23 protein-coding genes are annotated in these 19,761 nt (G+C 70.2%); 15 read left to right on the plus strand and 8 right to left on the minus strand.

Translation table 11 applies throughout. The features are described from left to right. Positions 1-196: 196 nt before the first annotated feature. The 3 genes from OG435_RS45625 to OG435_RS45635 all read left to right on the plus strand — a co-directional run bounded on the left by OG435_RS45625 (position 197) and on the right by OG435_RS45635 (position 2,063). The gene (locus OG435_RS45625; RefSeq protein ID WP_266887247.1) at positions 197-709 is read left to right on the plus strand and encodes a hypothetical protein; all 513 of its coding nucleotides are present in this window, start codon (positions 197-199) and stop codon (positions 707-709) included. A 140-nt stretch (positions 710-849) separates the two neighbouring features. Next, positions 850-1,548 carry a DNA methylase gene (locus tag OG435_RS45630; protein WP_266887249.1) on the plus strand — a complete coding sequence of 233 codons (699 nt, stop codon included), beginning with the start codon at positions 850-852 and terminating at the stop codon, positions 1,546-1,548. 68 nt (positions 1,549-1,616) lie between these two features. After that, complete coding sequence (locus OG435_RS45635) at positions 1,617-2,063, plus strand: hypothetical protein (protein WP_266887251.1); 447 nt, start codon at positions 1,617-1,619, stop codon at positions 2,061-2,063. 34 nt (positions 2,064-2,097) lie between these two features. On the opposite strand, the gene OG435_RS45640 is transcribed toward OG435_RS45635, so the two are convergent. After that, the gene (locus OG435_RS45640) at positions 2,098-2,478 is read right to left on the minus strand and encodes a hypothetical protein (protein ID WP_266887253.1); all 381 of its coding nucleotides are present in this window, start codon (positions 2,476-2,478) and stop codon (positions 2,098-2,100) included. A gap of 95 nt (positions 2,479-2,573) precedes the next feature. Continuing rightward, positions 2,574-2,747, minus strand: a complete 174-nt coding sequence (locus tag OG435_RS45645; protein WP_266887255.1) for a hypothetical protein — start codon at positions 2,745-2,747, stop codon at positions 2,574-2,576. A 266-nt stretch (positions 2,748-3,013) separates the two neighbouring features. Here OG435_RS45645 and OG435_RS45650 point away from each other — a divergent pair, with 266 nt between their 5' ends. The 7 genes from OG435_RS45650 (at position 3,014) to OG435_RS45680 (ending at position 9,104) form a co-directional block, all read left to right on the plus strand. Continuing rightward, a complete protein-coding gene (locus OG435_RS45650; protein ID WP_266887258.1) occupies positions 3,014-3,406 on the plus strand; it encodes a hypothetical protein in 393 nt (130 codons plus the stop codon). A 29-nt stretch (positions 3,407-3,435) separates the two neighbouring features. After that, on the plus strand, positions 3,436-4,413 hold the full coding sequence (locus tag OG435_RS45655) for an AAA family ATPase (RefSeq protein WP_266887260.1): 978 nt from the start codon (positions 3,436-3,438) through the stop codon (positions 4,411-4,413). Continuing rightward, on the plus strand, positions 4,410-6,209 hold the full coding sequence (locus tag OG435_RS45660) for a VWA domain-containing protein (protein WP_266887262.1): 1,800 nt from the start codon (positions 4,410-4,412) through the stop codon (positions 6,207-6,209). The genes OG435_RS45655 and OG435_RS45660 overlap by 4 nt, the downstream gene beginning before the upstream one ends. 105 nt (positions 6,210-6,314) lie before the next feature. Next, complete coding sequence (locus tag OG435_RS45665) at positions 6,315-6,980, plus strand: hypothetical protein (RefSeq protein WP_266887264.1); 666 nt, start codon at positions 6,315-6,317, stop codon at positions 6,978-6,980. A gap of 140 nt (positions 6,981-7,120) precedes the next feature. Further along, positions 7,121-7,603 carry a GIY-YIG nuclease family protein gene (locus OG435_RS45670; RefSeq protein ID WP_266887266.1) on the plus strand — a complete coding sequence of 161 codons (483 nt, stop codon included), beginning with the start codon at positions 7,121-7,123 and terminating at the stop codon, positions 7,601-7,603. A gap of 205 nt (positions 7,604-7,808) precedes the next feature. Continuing rightward, positions 7,809-8,117: a hypothetical protein gene (locus tag OG435_RS45675; protein WP_266887269.1), complete on the plus strand. Its 309-nt coding sequence runs from the start codon at positions 7,809-7,811 to the stop codon at positions 8,115-8,117. A 573-nt stretch (positions 8,118-8,690) separates the two neighbouring features. Then, positions 8,691-9,104, plus strand: a complete 414-nt coding sequence (locus OG435_RS45680; protein ID WP_266887272.1) for a hypothetical protein — start codon at positions 8,691-8,693, stop codon at positions 9,102-9,104. A 91-nt stretch (positions 9,105-9,195) separates the two neighbouring features. Here the strand turns inward: OG435_RS45680 and OG435_RS45685 are convergent, their stop codons facing one another. The 5 genes from OG435_RS45685 to OG435_RS45705 form a co-directional block, all read right to left on the minus strand. Continuing rightward, positions 9,196-9,615 carry a hypothetical protein gene (locus OG435_RS45685; RefSeq protein WP_266887273.1) on the minus strand — a complete coding sequence of 140 codons (420 nt, stop codon included), beginning with the start codon at positions 9,613-9,615 and terminating at the stop codon, positions 9,196-9,198. 89 nt (positions 9,616-9,704) lie between these two features. After that, complete coding sequence (locus tag OG435_RS45690) at positions 9,705-10,283, minus strand: hypothetical protein (RefSeq protein ID WP_266887274.1); 579 nt, start codon at positions 10,281-10,283, stop codon at positions 9,705-9,707. After that, positions 10,280-12,460 carry a hypothetical protein gene (locus OG435_RS45695; protein WP_266887275.1) on the minus strand — a complete coding sequence of 727 codons (2,181 nt, stop codon included), beginning with the start codon at positions 12,458-12,460 and terminating at the stop codon, positions 10,280-10,282. Before OG435_RS45695 ends, OG435_RS45690 begins: the two co-directional genes overlap by 4 nt. Before the next feature lie 39 nt (positions 12,461-12,499). After that, positions 12,500-13,276 carry a hypothetical protein gene (locus OG435_RS45700; RefSeq protein ID WP_266887277.1) on the minus strand — a complete coding sequence of 259 codons (777 nt, stop codon included), beginning with the start codon at positions 13,274-13,276 and terminating at the stop codon, positions 12,500-12,502. 177 nt (positions 13,277-13,453) lie between these two features. Further along, the gene (locus OG435_RS45705) at positions 13,454-13,735 is read right to left on the minus strand and encodes an HU family DNA-binding protein (protein WP_266887279.1); all 282 of its coding nucleotides are present in this window, start codon (positions 13,733-13,735) and stop codon (positions 13,454-13,456) included. 240 nt (positions 13,736-13,975) lie between these two features. Between OG435_RS45705 and OG435_RS45710 the strand changes: the two genes are divergently transcribed. The 5 genes from OG435_RS45710 to OG435_RS45730 all read left to right on the plus strand — a co-directional run bounded on the left by OG435_RS45710 (position 13,976) and on the right by OG435_RS45730 (position 18,211). Then, the gene (locus OG435_RS45710) at positions 13,976-14,452 is read left to right on the plus strand and encodes a hypothetical protein (RefSeq protein WP_266887281.1); all 477 of its coding nucleotides are present in this window, start codon (positions 13,976-13,978) and stop codon (positions 14,450-14,452) included. Between the two features lie 256 nt (positions 14,453-14,708). Beyond that, positions 14,709-15,569 carry a hypothetical protein gene (locus OG435_RS45715; RefSeq protein WP_266887283.1) on the plus strand — a complete coding sequence of 287 codons (861 nt, stop codon included), beginning with the start codon at positions 14,709-14,711 and terminating at the stop codon, positions 15,567-15,569. A 174-nt stretch (positions 15,570-15,743) separates the two neighbouring features. Further along, on the plus strand, positions 15,744-16,349 hold the full coding sequence (locus OG435_RS45720; RefSeq protein WP_266887286.1) for a hypothetical protein: 606 nt from the start codon (positions 15,744-15,746) through the stop codon (positions 16,347-16,349). 76 nt (positions 16,350-16,425) lie between these two features. Next, the gene (locus OG435_RS45725) at positions 16,426-16,881 is read left to right on the plus strand and encodes a hypothetical protein (protein ID WP_266887288.1); all 456 of its coding nucleotides are present in this window, start codon (positions 16,426-16,428) and stop codon (positions 16,879-16,881) included. A gap of 73 nt (positions 16,882-16,954) precedes the next feature. Continuing rightward, positions 16,955-18,211 carry a hypothetical protein gene (locus tag OG435_RS45730; RefSeq protein ID WP_266887290.1) on the plus strand — a complete coding sequence of 419 codons (1,257 nt, stop codon included), beginning with the start codon at positions 16,955-16,957 and terminating at the stop codon, positions 18,209-18,211. 315 nt (positions 18,212-18,526) lie between these two features. Here the strand turns inward: OG435_RS45730 and OG435_RS45735 are convergent, their stop codons facing one another. Continuing rightward, positions 18,527-19,759 (minus strand): ATP-grasp domain-containing protein, encoded by a 1,233-nt coding sequence (locus OG435_RS45735; protein WP_266887292.1) that lies wholly within the window; start codon positions 19,757-19,759, stop codon positions 18,527-18,529. Between the last annotated feature and the right edge of the window lie 2 nt (positions 19,760-19,761).

Consider the following 19,761-nt stretch of genomic DNA (forward strand, 5'->3'; position numbering starts at 1 on the left):
GCCACGCCGGGTGCGGGTCCGGCGGCCGCCGGGAATGAGGAACGCCGGGCCCCTCTTGCACAGAGTGACGCGTAAAACTTGACGCAATAGAAGGCAACGAGTAAATTAGTGGGTGTCGTCGCGGTTTGCGACTCCCTCCCCGATATCCGCCGCCCGCACCCCGGGTGCATACCGATGGGACCTCTCCCTCTTGACTGTGAATCCCGAACTTCTGGCCCGCACCCTGTACTTCGCGCTGGTCGACGAGGCGCGCCGGAATGCCACGAGCGAGGATGAGCATCAGCTCCTCGATCAGGTGGACGAGATGCCTCCGGCCGCCGTGCTCAGCGTCTTCTCCGAAGAGCTGTTCATCAACTCCGACCTGCTGAACGCCATCAGCGGGGCTCTCCGTCACCTCGACCCGCCCGCGTACGGCGAGGCAGTGAAGGAGCAGGAACCCCTGGTCCTGTCCGACTTCGACTTCCTGGAACTCGTCGCGTTCACCACCAAGTGCAACAACGAGGAGTTCTGGTACGCGTGGAGGGAGTACGGGCCGAGGTTCGAGAGCCCGGACGCTCGCGCCCTGGCCGCGGATCCCTTGGCGATGGAGGCTCTGGTCGATAGCCGCCAGGGGGCCGTGGAGGAGTTCTGGCAGCGGCCGGACGCCGACGAGCGGTTCGACGACCACCAGCGTGAGGCGGACCGCCGTCGACGCGCGGCGTCCCAGTGACCAGCCCCCAGCACGTGACCTCTTCGCCGGCCCGCGCCCGAGTGCCGGGCCGGCGAGAGCCGTGCTCGTTCCCGAGGGAAGGGCCCCTGCTCCGCCGCCCCCGGGTCCTGGACCTCTTCTGCTGCGCCGGTGGTGCCGGGATGGGTTATCACCGGGCCGGATTCGACGTCGTGGGTGTCGACATACGGCCGAGGCCCAACTACCCGTTCGAGTTCCACCAGGCGGACGCCTTGCAGTTCGCGCACGAGCACGTCCAGGAATTCGACCTGGTGCACGCCTCTCCGCCCTGCCAACACTCCTGCACTCTCACCAAGGGAACCAATCAGGGACGCGAGTACATCGACCTGATCCCGCAGACGCGGGAGCTGTTCGCCTGGTACGGCGTGCCGTCCGTCATCGAGAACGTCCAAGGGTCCTCCCTGAGGCGGGATCTCACCTTGTGCGGAGAGATGTTCGGCCTCGGTGTCCTGCGCCACCGCTACTTCGAGATCGACTACTGGCCGGCCAATCAGCGTCCGCACCAGCCGCACCGCGGATACGTCCGCGGACTGCGGCACGGCGTGTGGCGTGACGGCCCGTACATCGCCGCGTACGGGAAGGGCGGCGGCAAGGGCAGCGTGCGCGAAATGCAGGCCGCCATGGACATCACGTGGACCGACGTGCACGAGGAGCTCACCGAGGCGATCCCGCCCGCGTACACCGAGTACATCGGCCGGGAGTTCCAGACGACCGGGGGCTGGGGAGCGGCCGCGCGCGGTGAGCCCGACACCGCGCCCATCCCGGAGATCATCCGCCCTTACCTGAAGCACAGTCCCGAGGGGCGTCTCATCCTCGTCTGACCAGTCGCTCTGCTGCTGCCTTCCCGGCAGCGCGGGGCCGCTGCCCACCACCCACGTATTGGAGCATCTTGACGAAGTCCGCATCCTCCAGGGCGCACGTGCCCGACCTCTACCTGGACGTCAAAGTGCCGGAGCGCATCCAGGACCTCTGGTTCCGGTGGGAGGGCGCCGAGTGGCGCCGCATGAGGCACATGGGCACCAACAACCTCTTCCCGCCCGACCAGCGCTACTCGGTACGGCCGCCGAGGGAGCTGTGCGCCCTGCACCACGAACACTGGGTCGGCTACCGGAACATGAACTACGACCCCGTGAGCGGGAACCGATGGCCGGGCGGCGCCGGCTCCCCGTTCATCCCTGTCGGCCGCGATCTGAATCGGGTCAGCGAGGAACGCCGATGCGAATGGGACGAGAAGGCGTCTGGGCAGATGCTTCTGATCGAGACCATCTGTCTCTCCGGTACCTCCCCGCAGTGCTCGCCGAACGCCGGGAGCCCCGATGCGGAGCTGACGACGTAGATCGCCTGCCCCGGCTCCGGCCCCGACTCGGCTATCAGGTGGGGAGGACGCCCGGGCCCGAAGCGGCGTCCGCGCGGGCATCGCCGGCTGCTCGCGCGTCAGCCAGCTCGCTCATCGTCTCGATCGCTTGCACTACCGTCGTCGCCGTCGTCAGCGACTCCTCGAGCTCGGCCAGGGCGTCGGGGTCGGTCAGTTCATCGTCAGCGTGCAGAGCGGCCAGGCGCGTCAGCCCGCGAGCCGCTTCCCGAGCGGCGACGACCTCGGGCCCGGGCCCCGGGTACAGCACTCCCTCAAGGCGGTGCGCTACCTCCTCGGTCTTCTCCTCGACGTCGACCAGCAGCTCGGCCCGGTCGGCGAGCCGAGTCAGGCGTACGCGCGGGTCGGGATCAGGGCATCCGGTCACGGCGGCGGTCATGCGCAAATCCTAGGCCTGCCGGCAGAGCCTGGCCGTTGGCACGGCCCCCGCAGTCGGTGCCGGCATCTGCCTGAGGGGCCGGCCACAAGGCCGGGTCAGGCAGCCTTGGTGTGCGGGAATCCGAAGTTGAGTGCCCGGTCCGCGGTTCGGTGGGTCTGTTCCGCCGTACGGCGAACAGCTGCCAGGACATCGCCGCGTTCCTGAACGAGGTCTGCGTAGATCGGGGCGTCACTCAGCGCCGTCGCGCCGGCGGCCGTCTGCTCGGTCATGGCCTGTTCACTCCCCCTGTGATGGAAACGGCTTGTGAGTGTACGGGGCCGGGAAGAACGCCAGCACGCCCCCCGACAGGCCCATGACGCAGGCGGAACACAGCTCCCACACATGGCGCGTATAACTTGACTCCAAGCGGCTTCGGAGGTAAATTAGTGACTGCGCCGCGGCCAGCTCGGACCGCCGCGAATGCCCACCACCTTCACCCAGGGGTGCCACCCGGCACGCCTGACGCGTAAAACTGTACCTACTGAGAGGGTTCCCATTGCCTGCGCCAGACAACGTCCAGTGGTTCGGCTGGGAGCTCCACTGCTTCGACGGCAACAGCGACAAGTTCTACCGCCTCCTCGTCACCCTCACGCCCTCACCTGCCGTTATCGGCATCCACGGCGCCAGCGGCAAGAACGGCAGCATCGGTCTCCTGACCGCCGACGACGACCCGAAGACCGTCATCCGCGCCGCGATCAGCAAGACCCGGGACAAGCAGAAGCGCTACTCCCTCAGCCGCCGCTTCACCTCCTTCGAAGTCCCCACCGCCCTCTCGGAACCCGGCGTCCTGAGGGCCAACGCCCACACCATCGGCGCCTACTTCGGCCAGGCCGCCGCTCGCCAGAGCACCGAGGAACCCACCGCCTCGCGCATTCCGCAGACTCTCTGACCACTCCGACTTCCAAGATCGGGAGACCCTTGAGCACCCCTGCCGAGCAGATGAACGACCACCTGAACGAGGAACTGGCCAAGCTCGCGGCGCCCCGCCCGCAGCCCTCCACGTCAGCGCGCAGCGCCCCGGGACCCGCCTCCGCCCGCCTCACCCCGCTCGGTATGCAGACCCGCCCGAACGGGCAGTCCTACCACCCGCGCCTCCTGGACGATCTCGAAGATCTCGCCTTCCTCCGCGACGCCCGTGCGCACGGCGAGCACGTCCTGCTCACCGGCCCCCCGGGCACCGGCAAGACGGCGCTGTGCGAGGCGGCCTTCGTCTCGGACGCCACGGCCCGGCACACCGGCCTGGAGACCATCGTGGGCACCGCCGACACCGAGGTGGGCGACTTCGTCGGCACCTGGGTCCAGGACCCGGTCAGCAAGGCCTTCGAGTGGGCGCCCGGCCCGCTGATGCGCAGCGTCCTGCACGACGTTCCCCTCCTCGTCGACGAGATCGCCGTGATCAGCCCCGGGGTGCTGACCGTGCTGTACCCGCTGATGGACGGACGTGGCGAGCTCCACATCCCGATGAACCCGTTGCTGCCGCCGCTCAAGGTTGGCTCCGGCTGGGCCCTGATCGGCGCCTGCAACCCGGACGCGCCCGGCGCGCGCCTCAGCGAGGCCCTCCTCAGCCGCTTCCACCACCACGTCGAGGTGACCACCGACTGGGACCTGGCCGCCGACCTCGGTGTGCCGATGGGACTCATCACGCTCGCCCAGAACCTGGAGACCCGCCGGCTTCTGCCGACCCCGACCTACGACGGATGGATTCCCCAGCTGCGTGACGCGCTCGCCTTCGCGGAATCCGCCGCCCGCTACGGGGAGCCGTTCGCCGTGGCCAACCTGATGCGCAAGTGCCCGCCCCAGGACCGGCATGAGTTCTCGGCCGCTCTGAAGAAGACCTCGCTCAAGGAGGCCAAGCCGCTGGCACTGGGCGCGCGGGTCCGCATGGTGCGCCGATGAACTCCACGACGACCGCGGACGACAGCCGCGACGAGTTGGCGGACGCCGATCTGGCCGAGGCCCGGGACGCCCTCGGGCGCCGTCTGGCCACCATCATCAACTCCCTCGCGGATCGCACCGACGTGCTCCTCGACATGGTGTGGGACCGCTCCGACAGCGCCGACGCCGCCTGGTTCGACTCAGAGCTCATCGCCGTCACCGTCAACGGAGCCGTCGCACTGGACCAGGACACCCACCCCGACGACGTCGACCCGCTCACCGTCTCCGGGCGGCTGCGCCATCCCGTCATCATCGGCATGTCCGCCCACGAGGCCGCCCACGCCCGGAGCACCCGGTGGAACGCCTGGCGCTCAGCCGCCGGACCCGCCGTGATCAAGGCGGCCGTCCTGCTGGAGGAGCCGCGCATCGAGGCACGCCACCTCCAGGAACGCCCAGGAGACCGGGTATTCCTCCGGGCCTGCGCCCGGAACATCGTCCTGCCCCCGCAGAGCGCCCCCTCGGCGGTCGCCCAGCGCTGGCGTGCCGCAGCCGCCGCCGCTCTCGTTCTGGGCCGCGTCGATGCGGGGGTCCTGACGCCCGCTGACGCGGAGCCGGTACGCGTGGCCGTCAAGGCCGTTCTCGGCGCTCTGGACCTGGCCAAGGCACGGAAGCTGTGGCTGGAGGTTCTGGCGCTGGCCGACGGCGACCAGGACGGCCTGCTGGATGTAGCACGTCGGTGGGTCGAGCTCGTGGGAGCGCAGGAGGACGACGACTTTCCGGGAGTCGGCTGCGCCGCCGGAACTCCGGAACCCGCCGGTGAGGGCGCTTCAGCGCCCGGCGGAGCGGACGCCGATCCGCTCGGCGTGGCGGTCTCGTCGGTCACCGCTGCCGTCTCGATCGCGGCGCAGATCTCCACGGGCGCGCTGATCGATCCGGAGGAGACTCGCCGCAACGAGGAGGAGGCTGCTCTCCGGAACAGCCGCGCCCGTGCGGAGGAGTCCGCGCGCAGTGCCGCCGAGGCTTCCGCGCGCCGCGTGTTCGCGCCAGCACCGTCCTCCGCGCGGGCGCGGGCACGGAACCCCGTTTCCGGGCACCGGCATCCGACGCCGCAGGAACGGGTCGCGGCGCGGCGGTTGGGTGCCGCGCTGCTCAAGGCGCAGTTCCGCGATCCCACCCGGACCCGTGTCCCCTCGTTCGCGCCTCCGGGGCGCCTGTCCGGCCGCGATGCGATGCTCGGCGCCGCCCAGCGTTCCATGGGCCTCCCCGTGACGGCTCGCCCCTTCCGGGCCACGGTGCGCCAGCACAGCGAGGAGCCGCCGGTTGCCGTGGGAGTGGCCGTGGACGTCTCCGGGTCGATGAAGGCATACACGTCGGTCCTCGCCTCGACCGCGTGGACATTCGCCCACGGAACGCAGGAGATCTCCGGGACTGCTGCCACGGTGGCCTTCGGCTCGGCGGTCACCCCGGTCGTCTCCCCCGGGCGGCCGCCCACCCAGGTCAGCACGTTCACGGCTGACGACGCCTCGCACCGGTTCACGGAGGCGGTCAATGCCCTGGACGGCGCCCTGGGGCTGGCGCGCCCTGTCGGAGCACGTGTCCTGGTGATCGTCTCCGACGGCCACTGGGAGCCTGCCGAGCGGCGCGGCGGCGAGCGGCTGGTCAAGAGGCTGGTGACCGCCGGAGTGCATGTGCTGTGGTTCTGCCTCGATCCGCGATCGGAAGTCCTGCCCGGAGCGCAGCGGCTGTCCATCCGCAGCGTCGCGGACATCCCCACGGCCCTGAGCGGTGCCCTCATCACGGCCCTGCGCCACTCCTGATCCTCCCCGCGACCGGGCAGGGCGCCTGCCCGCGCGTCCCGCCCAACCGCTTCCACACGAACCGGCCACCGGCCGGCACGACGACGCATCCTCACGGAGATCCCCTTGCCCATCGCCACCCAGGAACAGGCCGCGGCCGCCGCTCTCGGCTTCGACAAGGCCGGTCCGCTCGGCGATCTCGCCGTCGGACGCGTACCCGACTGCTTCGCGCGGCTCCGCCTCCGCATCCAGGCACTGCTGCGGGAGAGCCAGGCGACCGAGGCCATGCTCCACATGGAGGACGGCCCGGCCGACGCTCTCATGGAGAGGGGGCAGCACGAGATGGCCGAGATCAGCCGTTCGCTTCGGGACCTGGGCGCATGGGTGGACGTCCAGCGCTGTGCTCCCTCGGTGTGCGACTGCCGGGCCGACCGGCTCCTTCGGCACCTGCTCTCCGAGGCGCGGGTTCCCCAGCAGACGAGCGTGTCGCAGAAGCTGAAGCGGCCGGTGTGCGTCCTGGCCGGCCACTACGACAGCTACACGCCGGACACGGCGCTGTACGTACGTATCGACCACCTGAACAACATCGAACACGCCGTCCGCCTTCACCGTGGCTGGCGGGCCCGGCTGGTCACGCCCGACGGCATGCAGCCGGTATACGAGTCGCCCGGCTACCCGCAGACGCCGGTCAACGACTACTACGACGACACCCAGGCGTGCGTCCGCGCGGTCGCCGACGCACTCGGCAGCCGCAAGAACTGCACCGCGTCGGCCGATCACGACGGACTGTAAGGAAGGCGGCAACCGGATCCCTGCTAGTGACGGCCCCAACGACCAAGTGGGCCTGCATCGGGCCACCGCAGGGGCGCGGTGAGCCGGCCAAGCCACTGACTGCTGGCGCGGGCGGCGAGCAGCAGGTATCCCTCATTCTCATGCCGATAGACCTGACCATCGCCGTCCTCACCGTCCCCGAACTCACCCCGGCACTGAACGCTCACTTCGCCGCACCTCCCCAGGCCTGTACACCGGAATTCAGTCGATGCCCGGTCCCTCCGGGTGCTCCCGGCGTATACGTGTGGGCAGATCCGCGCGGCGCCGTCATCTACATCGGCTCAGCCGCCAGTCTCCGCCGCCGGTTGGGGTCTGAGCGTGCCTGGGTTACCCAGTACGAGCCGGCGGAGACATGGGCCGTCAGCGTGATCCACATGCTCAAGAGCCACACGTCAGAGGTCTGGTGGGTGGAGGCTGTAGACCTGGCTGACGCCAGGGCGCTCGAGCGTCGGCTGATCGAATGGCACCGTGTCCAGACGGGCAGCGCCCCGCCGGCCGTGGGCTGGGAAGCCAAGAAGGCCAGCCTGCGCGAGCGCGCGCAGCTCTGGGCGCAGGAGCTGTGGCGGAGCGGTGACCGCGCTTAAGTTCCCGCCGGTCGGCCGGGCGAGCCGCGGGCCTCGGTAGCAGTGCGCCACGGGTCCGGACTCTGTCCACAGGTCCGAGGGTCGAAGCTCCGTGGAGTCCCCGAACGCTGGTCATGCTGCCCGCGATCGGGCGACCGCGGCCTCGCAGCCGAGTGCGGGGCTCCTTCCATCGTGATCCACCGCTGACCACAAGGAGCGTGCTTCGGTGCTCGCCGTCCTCGACCTCTTCCTGACCGTCCTCGTTCCGCTGCTGACGGGCGCCTCGATCACCTACGAGACCCCGAAGGAGGGGCTCATCATGCGGCCGGCGACTCGGTTGGGCGCGCCCCGAATGAGGTTGCGTCCGGTCCGTGTCCTGATGCTCGGTGTTCCGCTGGTCTGGCAGCCGCTGGTGGGCTCGCAGTTGCTCGTCGAGCGGCTGTTCGGGGTCCTCGTCGTCCTCGGGATCGGCATGCTGATCGGAGTCGTCGTACGCACCGTCGCGGACAAGGTCCGCCAGCGCCGGGTGTGCTGACGATCCCCGAAAACAGGAAGGCCCCGTGCCGGTGCTGCGTGCAGCTCCGGCACAGGGCCGCTGCCGTTGAGGTGACCTGGCTGTCGGACCTTGGGCCCCGTCGTGGTCGTCGCGGGCCGGAGGGTCGCGCACCTCCGTGATGACTCGTCGCCGAACGCCGGCGCTGCTGGTCATGTGTCGACTCCCAGGTCGCACGGCGAACGCGGTCCTTCGGTTCACAGCTCTCCGGTTTGCGGGTAGTTGAGATCCCGCAGCGCCTTGCCGGTCCTGACGGGCCCCTGCCGTCTCGACGCCAGTAGCGTGACGCACTGTTCTATGCAAAGTACGAGGTTATGGGAGGGCGAGTTGGCGACCATGGGCACGACGGCGGCGACGGCCTGGGTGCCACCCGGCACGAGGCAACGGATGACGGACGTACTCGAGCAGGAGAAGCGACGGCGCCGCATCCTGTCCTCGGCGGATGAGTGGCAGTGTCACGGATTGTCTCGGAGTGCCGCTGCTGATGTCCGAGTCCGATGGAGGCGGGAGGTCTGTCGGCTGCGTGAGGGCGGTGAGCTCCTCGACACCGTCGATGTGCTCGCTACGCACGGGATCAAGGCCGAACTCGGGGCCCGCGGCTGGGACGGGGTATGGCCGGAGGTGCCTGAGGAAGCGCGGAGCCTGGGCGGCAGGTGGCCGGGGTCGAGGGACGGCGGGTACCCGGAGAGCATCCCTCTGCGGCTGCCGAGCGAGCTCGCGGACCGGGTGCTGGCCGCTTGCTGGCATACGTCGGCCGAGTCCATCCGCGGGCTTCGCGACTGGCGGGACGAGCATCCTGACATCGAGGTCCCGCGTCAGGTCCCGGGCAGGCCCGGCGAGTGGACGGGCCCCTTGGCGGAGTACGAGCGTCTCGCCGCGAGCGTGACCACCGTCGGGGAGATCTACCGTGCGGGTCTGAGGCGCGGTCTCCGGCATGCGTCCGACCTCACGGCGGGTATCGCGGACTGAGGACGCCTAGTTGAGCCGGCGGCAAGGAGGACCACGCCGCCGGACAGACCGGACGGGCCGCCGCGGCGGTGTAGGTGGGGGCGACCCCGCGTCAGAACAAGACGTTGTCGTCGGTCGGCGGCACGGCGCGTTCGGTGGTGGGCGGCCGGTAGTGGATCTGCTCCCAGTCGCTGCGCCGGTAGACGTGCATCTCGTCGCACTGCGGGCATCGCACCGCCCAGTGGGTGTTGCACCAGTAGGGTTTGGCCTGCGTCCGTATCCACTTCGACCGCTCGCCGGGACGGGAACGTGCGACTCGGGCCAGGGTCGGCTCGGGGGTGTACCAGGTCGATCCGCAGGCCGTCGACAGCGGTCCGGGGAAGGCGCAGGTCGGGCAGGACGGGTCAAGGTGGGTGATCTGGAGGGCCGGTTCCCAGGGATCCCATCGGATCGTTCCTACGTCCGGATCGGTTTCGGGCAGCGCCGGCAGGATCCTCGGTATCGGCCCGTGCGCAGCCGGAGCAGTCTCCATGGCGTCAGTCTGCCGGGGGTCACTGACATCGAGCACCCTCGGGCCCGACGCCGGGGGCGGGCAGCCGCCAGCGTGGGCGCCAGCCGTGGTCACCTGCTCTTGAAGGTGACGTCGCCGATGTTGAAGTTGAAGTCCCCGGCGGCGAATCCGCCGTAGACGCTGCCCCCGTTCATGTAGGCCGCGATGCCCTCGGCGATGATTCCCTCGATCTCTCGTTCGTCCATGGTGCGGGCCAGCCTGGCCACCTGGCCGCTGGACAGTGAGATCGGGATGTCCCGGCTGCGTGTCGCGTTGGATCCGCGGATCTCGAAGGTGCTGACCCGGCTGACCGTGGCATCGACGCCGGAGGCGATGCCCTCGCTGGCCCGCTTCTCCATCTCGCGTGCGCGTCGCTCGCGCCCACGTTCCGTGGTCTGCACTTCGGTTGCTTCCCGCTTCAGCTGGCCCGCGTGCTTGGTGGGCTTGCGGGTGCCGTCGATCCACCGCTGCACCGTACGGGGTGAGACGTTGTAGGCGGCGGCCATGGCCCCGGTGTTCCCCCCGTACTTGCGGTCGCGGACGTGCTCGGCCTGCGTGGTGCTCCTGGCCGGTGCCTTGCGGGAGGGGAACAGGATCTCCTTGACCCTTGCGTTGACCCCAGGGTCCGAGGTCTCATCGTCGGCGCTCATGCGCGCGCGTCCTCCTGCTCCTTGGTGCCGCCGCTGGCGTCTTCGTCGGGAAGGGCGGTGCCGTCGGTGCCGAAGTGGTCGGTGAGGCGGGACGGGTGCTTCCTGTCCTCGGGCTTCTCCGCGTCCATCAGCTCCTTCACACGGCTCATCGGGATGCTCGCCTCATGCTTGAACTGGCCCGGGCCGATGCCCAGCCGCAGGACGCCGAGCACTGGCTTGCCGTTCTCCGGAGGCGTCAGGAGCTCCAGCGGGGACGGCTCTTCGGTGGCGTACATGAAGGAGTCGACGTTCACGGCGAAGGGCGCCCGTCCGGACTTGTTGAGGGTCTTGAGCATGCGCCGGTGGTTGCCGATCCGGGCTGCGGAGATGATGGTGAAGCGCATCTCGGGCCGGTAGGACCAGTCCGTGACGATCCTCTCCAGCCAGGTCTCGTCGTCCAGGTGGCGTGCGGAGTCGGCCCACTTTCCGATGCCGCCCTTGTAGTTCGCCTTGTAGAGGGGGGCGAGTGCCAGGGCGTCTCCGCGTTCGATGTCGCCGTCGTCGAGCTGCTCGTGGGTGGCGTACGCGGCGAGGAACTCCTCCGGGTCCTGGCCGTCGCGGAGCCCGAGCACGCTGTAGACGCGCTTGTAGGCCTCGCGGAGCCGGGTCGTCCATTCCTTGAGGATCGGCACGGTGAGGGTGGAGAGGTAGGCCTCGGTGATCGTGGTGGGGTCGAAGTCGTACTCGGTGACCATGAAGGCGACGGTCGGGGTGGCGTACCAGCCGGGGCCGGCGGGTGCCATGCCGTGGAAGGTCGCCGGGTGCGGCAGCAGCGGGTTGACTTCGAGACCCGTGAAGTCGCACCACCACAGGCCTGCCGGGGCGGCCTTGGTGTCCCATGCGGGTTCGGTGACGTGCTCCAGCGGGCCGACGGGCAGCCGCAGGGACATGGTCACCGAGAGGTAGGAGGCGCAGACGTCGCAGGCGACGGCGTAGGGCATGGCCGATTCAGCTGCGGTGAGGGGCCGCGCCCACCACTTGTAGTCCTCTTCTTCGCACACGGCCTCCTTGCGCTCGATGAGTTCCCGTGTGAGGGGGTGGCGGGCGCCGGCGGCCGGGGGGACGGCGGTGTCGCCGTCGGGCAGAGCGCCTTCGCGCGGGCGCGAGCGCCAGTTGCCCTGCTCGTCCTGGAACGGTTCGAACCGGGGGCGGACGGCGTCCAGCAGCAGCTTGCTGGTGGTGGCCGGGGTGATGCCCGGGGCGATGCCGAGGTCGGTGACGTAGATCCGGATGCGGCGGGCGAGCGTGGTCGCGTCCAGCTGGCCGTCGAGCGTGGTGGCGAGCTGGGCGATCATTTCGCCCGTGGTCTGCTGCTTCTCGTTGCCCTGGCCGAGCCAGGGGGTGACCACGACGCGCACCGAGGTCTTGGGGCCTCCGGGCGCTCCCGCGCGGCGGAAGGCGTGGAAGATGGGGCCGATCTCCTCGGAGAGTTCCATGCCGACGCTCGCCGCTGCGGTCGTCAGCTTCTTCTTGAGCGCGGCCAGCGCCTTGTCGGTGGTCGGGAGGGCTGCGGGCAGGCCGAGGGTCTGCAGGGCGGAGGAGGACAGGCACACCATCCCGTCGCTGGTCCGGCCCGCGTCGTGGATGCGGTCGATGCGCAGGGGCAGGCCGGTGCCGAGCCATGCGAACCAGTCGGTGGTCTTGGGGCCGGCGGGGCGGGGGACCTGTTCGACGTCGAGGCTCCAGCCGTCGGGTCCGCTCTCGAGCGCCACCGCTGGCCACCGGCGCGGGCCGCTGGTCGCGGAGTTGGCGGGTTGAGCGGCGGCTGCCGGGGGGCGCCGTGATGCCGGGCGCGCGGCTCCTCCTTCGGAACGGCCGCGGTAGGCGGGTGTGGGCCTGGGGCTGGCGGGGTGGCGCACGGGCGGCTCCTGAGCCGGGGCGGGACGTGTGGGTGCCGCGGGCTGTACGGGCGGGGGTGAGCTGTCGGCGGTGGCCGGCTGAGCAGCGAGGGTCTGCTGCTCGGCCTGCCGGCGCTTCTGCCGTTCGATCGTCGCGGCCCGGGAGGCCGGGGTGCACCTCTCCGGGCAGCGCTTGTACCGCGAGCGCATGACGGCGCCGTCCTCGTACCACTCGACGACGTATCCGGGGCGGTCCCAGCCGATGCAGCTGGCGCAGCCGGCCAGGCGTACTTCCGTCATCGTGTCCTGCCCTTCGTACTCGTCGTTGCTGCGGTTGCCTCAGCGGTCCTGGCGGGCCACGGGCGCGCCGAACAGCTGGTGAACGGTGTCAAGCTGGCAGGCCCGTGCTGCGGCGGTACGAGCGGCCCGGTCGTCGGGAAGGAGCCGGTCGAGCGCGGTGCTCGCGGCGCGGTGTATCCGGTCGGGGGCCACCCGTCGATCGCCCGCGAGGCCGGGGATGTTGAGGGCCAGGCGGTGCAGCAGGTCCTCCACCGCAGAGCGGTCCGCACCGTCGCCTGCGTCGGCTTGTGCTGCTGCTTCAGCAAGGCGCGCCGCCATGATCAGGTAGTTCACCTGCCCCGAGCCGGAGGCCAGCAGCCGGCGTTCCAGGGGCCATGCGGAGGAGGCGAGGACGGAGCGTGCCGGGCGGAAGGACCCTGCGGTCAAGGCGGGGCACACGTAGATGCGCCCGTCGCCCCTGATCTGGTAGCTGCGCTCTTCGTCGCGGCGCAGACTCGCCATCCGGGATGCCTCCAGGGTGGCGCCGAAGAAGGCGTTGTGGACGGCGCGGATGTACTGCCCGGAGGCTGGAGCGCCGATCAGGTCCAGCGTCTGCAGGGTCATTTCCCGAGCCGGCTTCATGGCCCGCTGCGCGGCCGCCTGGGGTGCACGGGGCTCTTCGCGGCCCTCGAACAGTGCGTCCCAGGCCTTCTCGGCTTGCTGCAGTTGCAGGCGGAGTTCGTCGACCTGGGTGGGATCGTCGCCTGCCGCAGCGCCGCGCATCTCGCGGCGAAGCCGTGAGATCTCGTCCTCGATCGCTTTCAGGGCGTTGTCCACGACGCCAACTTACCGCACTCCTCCATGGTTTTCCATGGTTTTCCATGGTTTTCCAAATGAGTGGAATGAAGTACGACCCGAGGGTGCGACAAGCCCGTGGGGGCGGATGCCTCTACCGGCATCCGCCCCCACGGGGCGTTCCTCCTCACCACGTTGACGCGGCTGGAGGGGTGGTGGTCAGTTGCCCTTGGCGGCTTCCTTGAGCTTGCTGCCGGCGGACACCTTCACGCCGTAGCCCGCCGCGACCTCGATCGTGGCACCGGTCTTCGGATTACGTGCGGTGCGCGCGGCGCGGGGGGTGCGCTGGAACGCGAGGAAGCCCGGGATGGTCACCTTCTCATCCCCCTTGGCGACGACCTCGCCGATCGTCTCGGCCAGGGCGGAAAGTACGGCGTCCGCGTCCTTCCGGGTCACTTCGGCGCGGTCGGCCAGCGCGGCCACCAGCTCGCTGCGGTTCATATGTGCACTCCGTCTTCTTTGTGCCTGTTCGGCTGATGTCACACCATGCTGCCAGTTCCCACTGACAGTCCTGGGTCGGCGACCCGGTGAGCGACACCCGAACCATAGCCGCGTGAAACTTGACGCGCAAGCCCGGCGTGAATAAGTTTTACGCGTCGCCCTTGGTCGGCCTTCCTCACCTCGCCCTCCCACGACGGCTACCCACCTCCCGGCCGCCGGTCTGCCCCAGAAAGGGATCCCATGAACTCGTCCGCGCTATCCAGTCTCTCCTCCCGGCTCTTCCGGTCACCCCGCTTCCCCGTAGCCGACCGGAGGGCTCCCGAGGACGACGTCTGGAAGGTGATCGCCTCCGGTGTCGACTCCGCGGACGCGGAGGTGCTCCCGCTGAGCGTGCGGGGCCTGCCCGGCATCGCCGCCGGCCACCGCGCGGCTGCATCCCTGGTGGCGGGGCACTTCCTGCTCCAGCGGCTCCACGAGCGCAACGAGCGTTACATCGACGAGGCGCTGAGCCGACGCGACCGCGGGCGCCGTCGGCGCGAAGTCGGCGACCTGAAGCCGTACTTCGAGGCATTCCAGGAGGCCATCAAGTACGCCCGGACGATCGCCGACGGCGATCCGGCGTCGGCGAAGCTCCCCCCTCTCTTCCAGCTCGACGCCACACTTCCCCTGCTTCAGCGGTTCCGGCGGGACCGGCAGTTCTACCGGACCGCGGCCTGAGCCCGACCGAACGCCAGGAGGCGGCACGTGAGCACCTCCGGCCTCCCTGCGCCCGCCGGATCGGACGAAGCGCAGCACGCTGGTCACCGGAATCCGGGCGCCCCGCGCAGCAGAGTGACGTCGGCCTGGGGCGTCGCGGCGCCGTGACTCCGGTCGACCAGGTTGTGCATGCGGCGCCCCACCCCGCCCCCGGCCACTCGCCGGGACGACGCTCGCGACAGTCATCGACCCCACCCCCCGCCGAGGAGGAAACCTCATGTCTGAACTGGAATCCCGACAGGCCCAGTTCGACGGCCTGGGCCGCGCCCTGGCCGAATCGTTCAACGCCGAGAACGTCGAGGGAGGGGGCTGGACCCACGAAACGGAACGGGCCGCCTACGGCAAGCTGAAGCTGCTGCATCCCTCAGGTCTCGGGATCGGGTTGTGGCAGCGCTACGCCTACCGGAAGGGAGAGGCGGGAAAGCGGTTGACCGTGGAGGGCGTGTTCCCTCACGGATATGCCGGACTGCGGCCGGAGGGCATCACGGTTGGCCTGCATCGTCCTCCGGCGCTGATGGCCAAGGACATTGTCCGCCGATTCCTCCCCGGCTACCTCGCCAAAATCGGCGAGGCGCTCGCGGCGGCCGCGGACGCGGAGCGGGAGGAGCAGGCGCGGATCGCGATGAACCGTCGCATCGCACGGGTGCTGCCCAACATTTCTCATGGCCCCGTCTCTCCTCACGAGGCCAGCGGACGCCGGACCACCTACTGGTCCGGCGGCCTCGACAGCCTGGCGCCGCTGCCTGCGATCGCCTCCGGGCAGGTAACCCTCAACCACAACGCGCAGACGATGGACGTGAAGCTCTCCAACGTGCCCGCGGGACTCGCGCTCCAGATCCTGGCCTTGCTCGACCCGCACAGGGTTCTGGAGGGAACGATCGCGCCTCGCGAGGTCGGTCCTGCGCGCAGGGAGCTGGGACCCGCCGTACGCACGATCCCCGGCGAGGTGGTGGCCACGACCACGCCCGTTGCCGGCGGCCCTGGGGAGCTCGTGACGGCGCCGCCGCAGCTCGGCCGCCTGTCTGCGGCGCTGCGGGGAGAGGTGGCGCGCCCCTTTGGCGCGTATAACTTGCCATAGAGCCCGCCATTCGGTAAGCTAATAGCGTCAGAAGGCGTTAGGGGGCTCCCTCCCCCGGCCTTGCTGCCGATACCCGCCGCCCGGTGCCCCTGCACCGCCGGGCGGCTTCCTCCGACGGGCCCGCCCATCCCCCCGGGCGGGCCCGTCGCCCCATGACTGGCGAAAGGAGCCGTTTTGCCTGCGTTCCCCGGATTGCACGAGGACCGGACCGCCCGCGATCTCGGCTGCTACGGCCGGCTGAACATTGTCACCTTCACCGACAGCCACTCGGGGAGCGCCCTCTACCGCCTCGACGCACCCCACGTACGCGGCTGCGTGATGCTGACCCCTGCCGCCGTCGGCGACGACCCCACCAAGCCCGTCGAGGGGCCTGACGACCTGCTCGTTAGCCCCGACAAGTTCGCACCGTCCTTCGCCGCCCTCGACCCGCGTCCGCTGTCCATCAACAACATCCGCCTGACCGGTCCGGTACGCACGGCCCCGGGCGAGATGGCCGCCTTCCGGCCGCTGCGCAAGGGCAAGACGGGGCGCCACGAATGGCTCCCACGCCGTACTCACGTTCACGCCCTGGCCGTTCTCGACGTGGTCGTCAGGCACTGGCTCAAACACTGCGACATCGACGCGCTCACGACCGCCGCCCGTCGACAGGCAGCGCTGAGCTTCCTGGACACCTACAACTCCCAGCTCGAAGGTCGCCGCGAACGCCTGATTCTCGCCCGCACGGCCGTGGCCGACGCCGAGCGACGTGTCCTCGAACTGCGCGACCTGATCAGCGCCTAGACCTCGCTCCCCCGCCCCCACCCGCCCATCACCCCCGCGGTGCAGACCGCGGCATGCCCAAGGGAGCCGACACGCCATGCCCACGAACTCACAGGCCGATCCGGCCGTCTCCGCGATCCGTACCGCCCTCGACTCCGCCGGCCATGAACTCGGCGAGCTGAGGGTCTTCCGCCCTGATCCGGGTGCAGACCACATCGTCGTCCGGTTCAACCCGTACAGCTCCGACACCTGGCACCTGGAAGAAGAGCGATCCACCGCCTTCGCCGAGACCCTCCGCCGGGCCGGCTGGGTTAACGCATTGGATCTCACCGCTCTGGTCCTCATCCCCGACGTCCCCCCGGCGACGACCGCTCCGGGTGAGTACATCGCGACCTGGCGTATCGCCATCGACGACGTCGCCGACGCCGAGGAGGCCGCCGGCGAAGCCCGGGGCCGTCAGCTCGACCCCGGCATCACCGAGTCGATCTGGACGGTGACCGACGCCGTGGGGCGCACCCGCACGATCCACGCCCACGACCCCGACCTGTCCTGACCGCCCCCGCGTACCGAGCACCCACCCCGCCAGAAAGCCAGCCCACACCCACCCACCCTCACAGGAGGTGCCCTTGACTGCCCGTCGCACCACCTCCCGCCATGACCTGGACGTCCCGGGCACCGGTCCCCTGGCGATGCGCGTGACGGTCCTGGAACGGGGACACGTCCGCTACATCGTCCGCGGACCGCACATTCGCGGCACCTTCGTCGTCATCCCCGAGGCCCTGCACGACGGCACGGTCCTGCCGAGCACGGTGAGGGTGCAGTACGGCGACGATGCCGACCCGAGCGACAACGACATGACCTACTACTCGACGCACCGGCCCGACGAACCGGTCATCTACAACGTCCGCCTGCACGGGTGGACCAGCGATATCAACCCCGACGACCCGCCCTCGGGCTACTTCCTCGGCCGGTACGCAACCTGCCTGCGCGACAACGGCGTCAACCGCGAACTGAGCACCGGAGTACGACGCCGGACCGAAACGGTGCTCCGGGCGATCGTCGCGCACTGGGCCGCCCTCGATCAGCGTCTCGAACTCATCACGGCCGCGGCGCGCCACAAGGCGGTGTCCCTGGCTGAGCACGAGGACGAGAAGGCCTCCGCCCTCGAGGCCGAGGCCGCCGAGCTCAAGGAGCAGCGCCGGCAGGCACGCGCCCGCCTCAATGCCGTCCTCGGCGTGGTCCGGCGGCGCCCCCTGCCCATCCGGGCGGCCGACCCTGCGCCCGTGAGCGTCCCGATCGTCGACGACAAGGGCGAGTCAATGGGGGTCCTGACCGTCCGGGAAGTCGCCGTGAACGAGGCGCTTCCCGGGACCGTCGTGTACGAAGTGGAGGGCGCCCGGGTCCACGGCCGGGTCACGGTCGGCCGAGACCGGTTCCGCCCGCTGCCCTTGCCCGTGGGCCTGCGTACGACCTTCGGACACGTTCGCTCAACCAGCCCGTACGACTACGAGCACGAGGACGAGCCGACCGTCAACGGCGTGCGGATCTCCGGGCTCTGGGACACCGGAACGACCGGGGGCATCACCCCGACGGCCCCGGCCTCTCTTTCGGCCCGGGCGCGTACCGGCGTCAGGGCGGGAATCTCCGCGTCCTGGGCCACTGAGCGGCGCGCGTCCGGGGTCCTGCGCGCACTGGCGCTTCGCTATCTGGCCCGGCCCGACGTCGAGGCGCTGCAGCTCGCCGCGGCCAAGGGGGAAGCAGCGGCCCAGCAGGGCCAGTGCCGGGAGCGGCTGAGGGAACTGCGCTCCCTCCAGCGGGAGAAGGAGTCCCGTGCCGCCCGGCATCGGCGCCGGCAGCGGCAGTACTGCGCGCTTCTCGCCTGAGCCTGGCACGCCCGCTCTGGCCCGCCGCTGGCGGGAGCTCCGCTTGGCGCCACCCGTTGCGGGCCGGTCCGGCGCCGGCCTGTGCCTCCGGCGGCAACGGCGGGCGGTCGGGCGGGGCACACGGCGGAGCCCCGGGCCGCCTTCCCGAAGGGAAGAGGCGGACACCGGGGCTCGCAGGCTGTGCCCCGGACAGTGTGCGGGGGGTTGCAGTGACTGCTACCCGGGGCGTACTCCTTCAGCGTATTGCCCTGCCGGGCCCGATGGCCAGTGACTTTTCGCCACGACGATCTTCGCAGGGCACTCGCGGTGGCGACCTCAGACCGTGTGGAGCCCTTCGCGTTCCCAGATGCGCAGCAGCTCGTAGTCGCGCTCGACCACGCACCGGTCGCTGGCCGCGAGGTAGGCGTATCCCGGTGAGCTGAGCAGGTCGCCGGTGGGTGGAAGGAGTTCGCCGGGGGCGACGGCGAAGTGGACCGATACGGCGCTGGGGAGGTCGTTTACCCGGGCTGGGGCAGTGCCGTCGGCACGGCCGCTTCGGTGGTTGACGAACTCGACGTTGCGTACGGTGCCGGTCCACGTGGTCTGGGTGTCGTCGAAGTCCACCAGGGCCTGCGGGTCGATCAGGGCTTGAGCGGCGAGGCCGGTCTGGGAGATGCCGCAGTACCGCTCGACGACGTCCGGGTCGGTGGCTCCGCCGAGTCGTGCTCCCGATTCGATGAGCACGGGCCCGCTGTCCGTGAGCATGACCTCGGTGTGAGCGGGAGACGATCGGATGCCGAGCGCGTCGAGAACAGCGACCGTGAATTGCCGCAGGGTGCGGCCTTCCTCGGTGGTGGTCGCGACTGGCTCCTCGTAGTCGTACACCGGGATGGACTTCTCGCCGAGCTGCTTGGTGTAGCGCCACATCTCTGCGACGCGGTGGTGGCCTTCGTGGGAGACGGTGTTGATGTAGAACTCGGTGCCGTGCAGCCGCTCTTGGACCAAGACGGCGTGGTTGGCCTCCCCGAAGACGGTCCGGGCGCCCAGGATGGCGGCAGCGGCGGCCTTCACTTCGTGGGGGTTGCGGCAGAACCGGACGTTGTCGGTGCCGGCCGAGGCGATGGGTTTGACCACCGCCTCCCGCACCTTGGACGTCTCGAACCAGGTAGCGGCGCTGTCAGGGGTGTGCGCCAGGGTGGCCAGCGGGGTGGCGAGGCCAGCGGAGGCCACGGCCTGGGCCATCAGGTGTTTGTCGCGGCGGGCGCCGCGCTGAGTGGCGGAGTTGGTGGGAAGGCCGAGGCGGTGGGCGAGGGTCTCGGCCAGGGTGACGCCGGATTCCGAGCCGGCCGTAACCCGGGTGACGCCGAGCTCGGTGAGCCGGTCCGTGACGGTGCGCAGGTCGGCTATGTATCCGAGGTCGATGCTGTACGCGCCGGCCTCGAAGGACTGGCCCAGGAAGGCGTTGACCTCGGGACGGCTCTGAAGGTGGACGCATTGCGCGCCCTGCTTCTGGAGGCGCCGGGCCAGGGCGGCGCCGGTCGAGTAACCGTCGACGATCGCGATTGTCATCG

The sequence above is a fragment of the Streptomyces sp. NBC_01264 genome, assembly GCF_026340675.1.
GTDB lineage: Bacteria > Actinomycetota > Actinomycetes > Streptomycetales > Streptomycetaceae > Streptomyces.